Annotated in this window: 4 protein-coding genes and 1 pseudogene; 3 read left to right on the top strand and 2 right to left on the bottom strand. The window is 30.0% G+C overall.

From position 1 onward, the window contains the following. Nucleotides 1–287: hypothetical protein (locus RR643_RS11440; RefSeq protein WP_332483298.1), on the bottom strand; the 287-nt coding region annotated here is incomplete at its 3' end. 110 nt (nucleotides 288–397) lie between these two features. Between RR643_RS11440 and RR643_RS11435 the strand changes: the two genes are divergently transcribed. Next, entirely contained in the window at nucleotides 398–1,279 is an 882-nt protein-coding gene (locus RR643_RS11435) for a VIT1/CCC1 transporter family protein (RefSeq protein ID WP_332470174.1), read from the top strand. Nucleotides 1,280–1,363: 84 nt separating this feature from the next. After that, entirely contained in the window at nucleotides 1,364–1,909 is a 546-nt protein-coding gene (locus RR643_RS11430) for a glutathione peroxidase (protein WP_332470175.1), read from the top strand. A 51-nt stretch (nucleotides 1,910–1,960) separates the two neighbouring features. Here the strand turns inward: RR643_RS11430 and RR643_RS11425 are convergent, their stop codons facing one another. Next, a complete protein-coding gene (locus RR643_RS11425) occupies nucleotides 1,961–2,824 on the bottom strand; it encodes a hypothetical protein (protein ID WP_332483297.1) in 864 nt (287 codons plus the stop codon). A gap of 295 nt (nucleotides 2,825–3,119) precedes the next feature. On the opposite strand from RR643_RS11425, the pseudogene RR643_RS11420 reads away from it, so the two are divergent. Next, nucleotides 3,120–3,298 (top strand): annotated as a pseudogene (locus tag RR643_RS11420) (glutathione peroxidase); the annotation flags it as partial.

Below are 3,298 nucleotides of genomic sequence, written 5' to 3'. Positions count from 1 at the left end.
GAAGTTCCTTCTTTGAATTTTGGCATTACTTTTAAAACACGTTGAATGGTAGTTGTATAAAACTCAATGGCAGAAAGTAAATCATTTAGAGAATAAAGATTGAGTTTAGTTTGATTTATTTCATGATCTATTAAGTTAAGTGCAATATGATAAGATTGAATACCTTGAGTTAATAAACGATATTGAAATGTACCTTCTTTTAGTTTTAGGATAGCTTTTTCACTTTTACGTAAGGATGAAGTGATGGCAAAGATTGCAGCATTGTATTCTTCTAATGTATGTTTCAAAATAAACTTCTCCTTTGTATACTAGATATCATACACGATGTGGTATATGATTTGAATGGTTAGAAGTAAAAAGATATAATAATACTACGTACTAATAATGGAGGATTACAATGACAGAAATTAAACAAGAAATAATGAAACTAGTAAAATCATCACAATTAGATGAAGAAGAAGGCGTTATCATGTATGCCTTTATGGCAAAAAGACAAAAGGATGAAAAAAATAAAACAATTCTTGAAAAAATGTCTAATGATGAAAAAATGCATGCGAAAGTTTGGGAATCTATTTCCAATGAAACGATGAAACCAAATCCAATTAAAATATTTTTTATGAAATGTGTCACTGTTTTATTGGGATTTACTTTCATGGTAAAGAAAATGCAAAAGAGTGAGCAACTTACAATAGATGGGTATGAAATGTTAAATAAAGAATTTACACAAACTGCTCGAATTGTTGAAGATGAACGACGTCATGAAAAAGAATTATATGCAATGCTTGATGAGGAAAGACTACATTATGTTGGAGCAATAGTACTTGGGTTGAATGATGCTTTAGTAGAATTAACTGGAGCCATTGCAGGGGTAACATTTGCATTACAAAATACAAAGCTTGTTGCGATGACAGGAATCATTACAGGAATATCAGCAACCTTATCTATGGCTGCATCAAACTATCTTGCAGAAAGAGCAAATGGAAATGAAAATGCATTGAAATCAAGTTTTTATACAGGAGTAGCTTACATCGTTGCAGTAGGGCTTATGGTATTACCATATTTGATTTTACCATCACATATGTACGCAGCAGCATTTGGTTGTATGATTGCTACAGTACTCTTTATTATTCTTTTCTTTAACTACTATATATCAGTAGCGAAAGATGAACCATTTGTAAGAAGATTCTTGGAGATGGCAATCATATCATTATCAGTAGCTGCAATCTCATTTGTGATAGGACTCCTTGCTAAACAATTCTTAGGAATTGATACATTGTAGTAAGAAGCATATCTTTTGAATAAACTAAACTTCCTTGTTAGGATTAGATTATAAGTTAAGAGTTTTCTTAACATGGAGGAAAATATGAAGATTTATGAATTTAATGTTATGACCCCAAAGGGTGAAACAATTTCAATAGGGCAATATGAAGGAAAAGTATTATTGATTGTGAATACTGCAACTAAGTGTGGATTTACACCACAATATGAAGAGTTAGAAGCAATCTATAAAAAATACCATGATCTAGGATTAGAAATTTTGGACTTCCCTTGTAATCAATTCCATAATCAAGCACCTGGAACAGATGAAGAGATACAAGAATTCTGTTCACTAAATTATGGAACTACATTCCCACGTTTTGCGAAGATTGAAGTTAATGGTGAAAATGCGGAAGAATTATATAAATATCTAAAACATGAAAAAGGATTCGCAGGATTTAATCCAAAACATAAGATTACTGCAAAACTAGAAGAAATCTTAATGAAGGTAAATCCTAAATACAAAGAAAGTCCTGAAATCAAATGGAACTTTACAAAATTCCTAATTGATCGTGATGGAAATGTTGTGGAACGCTTTGAACCAACTGAAGATTTAGCTGTTGTAGAAGAAAAGATTAAAGAATTACTATAATAAAATAAGCACCATAGAAGTTTCTATTCTATGGTGCTTTATTGTATAAAATTATTTGTTGCGCTTTGACTTACGGTATAAATAGATAGTAACGATGATTACAAAAATGATTGCAAGTATTCCTATTATAGGAATTAGTAGTATATAGGAATAGGGGTTTCGAAGTGAACTTATTATACTCTGTATCCAGTTTTCATCAATAACAATTTTCAAATTCTCACTAGGTAAAGTGTCTGATTTATATTGATAATAACGTTCAGAAATTTTAGTAAATTCTAAATTACTACTTTTGATAATCGGCATTTCTGAATCAAGGTATAAATTAATAGTTAAGTCTTTAAAATCTTTCCACAAAGCCGCGGGTGATAAGTAATATTCTATCTCACCTCTTTTAGCATGATAAGGATAGTTAGGATATCCACCGAGTTGATAAGTATAGGAAACGACAATCAAAGATTCTTCATGGGGTTCAAAGTTTAATTGGAATGAAATTGCATCTACATTCTTTTCATTAGTATCAGCAATAGATGGATCTGTAAGAACAACATATTGCCAATCATTTGTGTCTATCTCAGTTGTGTAATTGAGTGCATAATGTTCGACAGTAAATTCAACAGGGATATTGTTTTGTGATACTTGGACATTTGCATTTTCTACATTGGGTGATAAAAACATGGATAGTGTAGATATAACATTAGAGGTCATATTTCGCATTTTGTAAGTTGCGATAATATTTGCTTGATCACCCTTTACGGTGATATCTAATACTTCATTAACTACAGACAAGTCATCATTGTTTTCAAATGTAATTGAGGTACCAACATCTGACTCTTCTGGAGCAGCCATATTTGCATAAATATTTTGAGGGTAAACTAAGGAAACAAGCAGTAAGAATAAAATAATTATTTTTTTCATCTTAAACTCCTTTTGTGTTATGTATATTGTAACAAATAAATTCGACTGATAACAAACTTCTTTCTAAATATGTATTAAACCATTTTATTGATAATCAAGATTAGCAACAACGTTCTAAATAGTTGGAGTATAAATAGATTCAATCTAGAAAATTAAAGAAAGAAATAATAGTACAAAGTATCACTGAATGCTTATAAAATTCTTAATAATTTAAATATCATATGTTTTGAAAGTTTTAAATGTTGTTGCTATGATTGAATTGTAAAGTTAATAAAACTTTCAAAGGAGAATAATCATGACGATATATAATTTTGAAGTATTAAAAGCAAATGGTGAAAGTAAACCATTAAGTGAGTACAAAGGACATGTGTTACTGATTGTAAACACTGCAACAAAATGTGGATTTACACCACAATACAAGGAACTAGAAGAACTATATGAAAAATACAAAGACTATGGATTTGAAATACTAGA

Origin of the sequence: Anaerorhabdus sp., assembly GCF_036637135.1 — a bacterium.
In the GTDB taxonomy this organism is placed as follows: domain Bacteria; phylum Bacillota_I; class Bacilli_A; order Erysipelotrichales; family Erysipelotrichaceae; genus Anaerorhabdus.
This window is presented reverse-complemented; position numbering and strand designations above follow the sequence as displayed.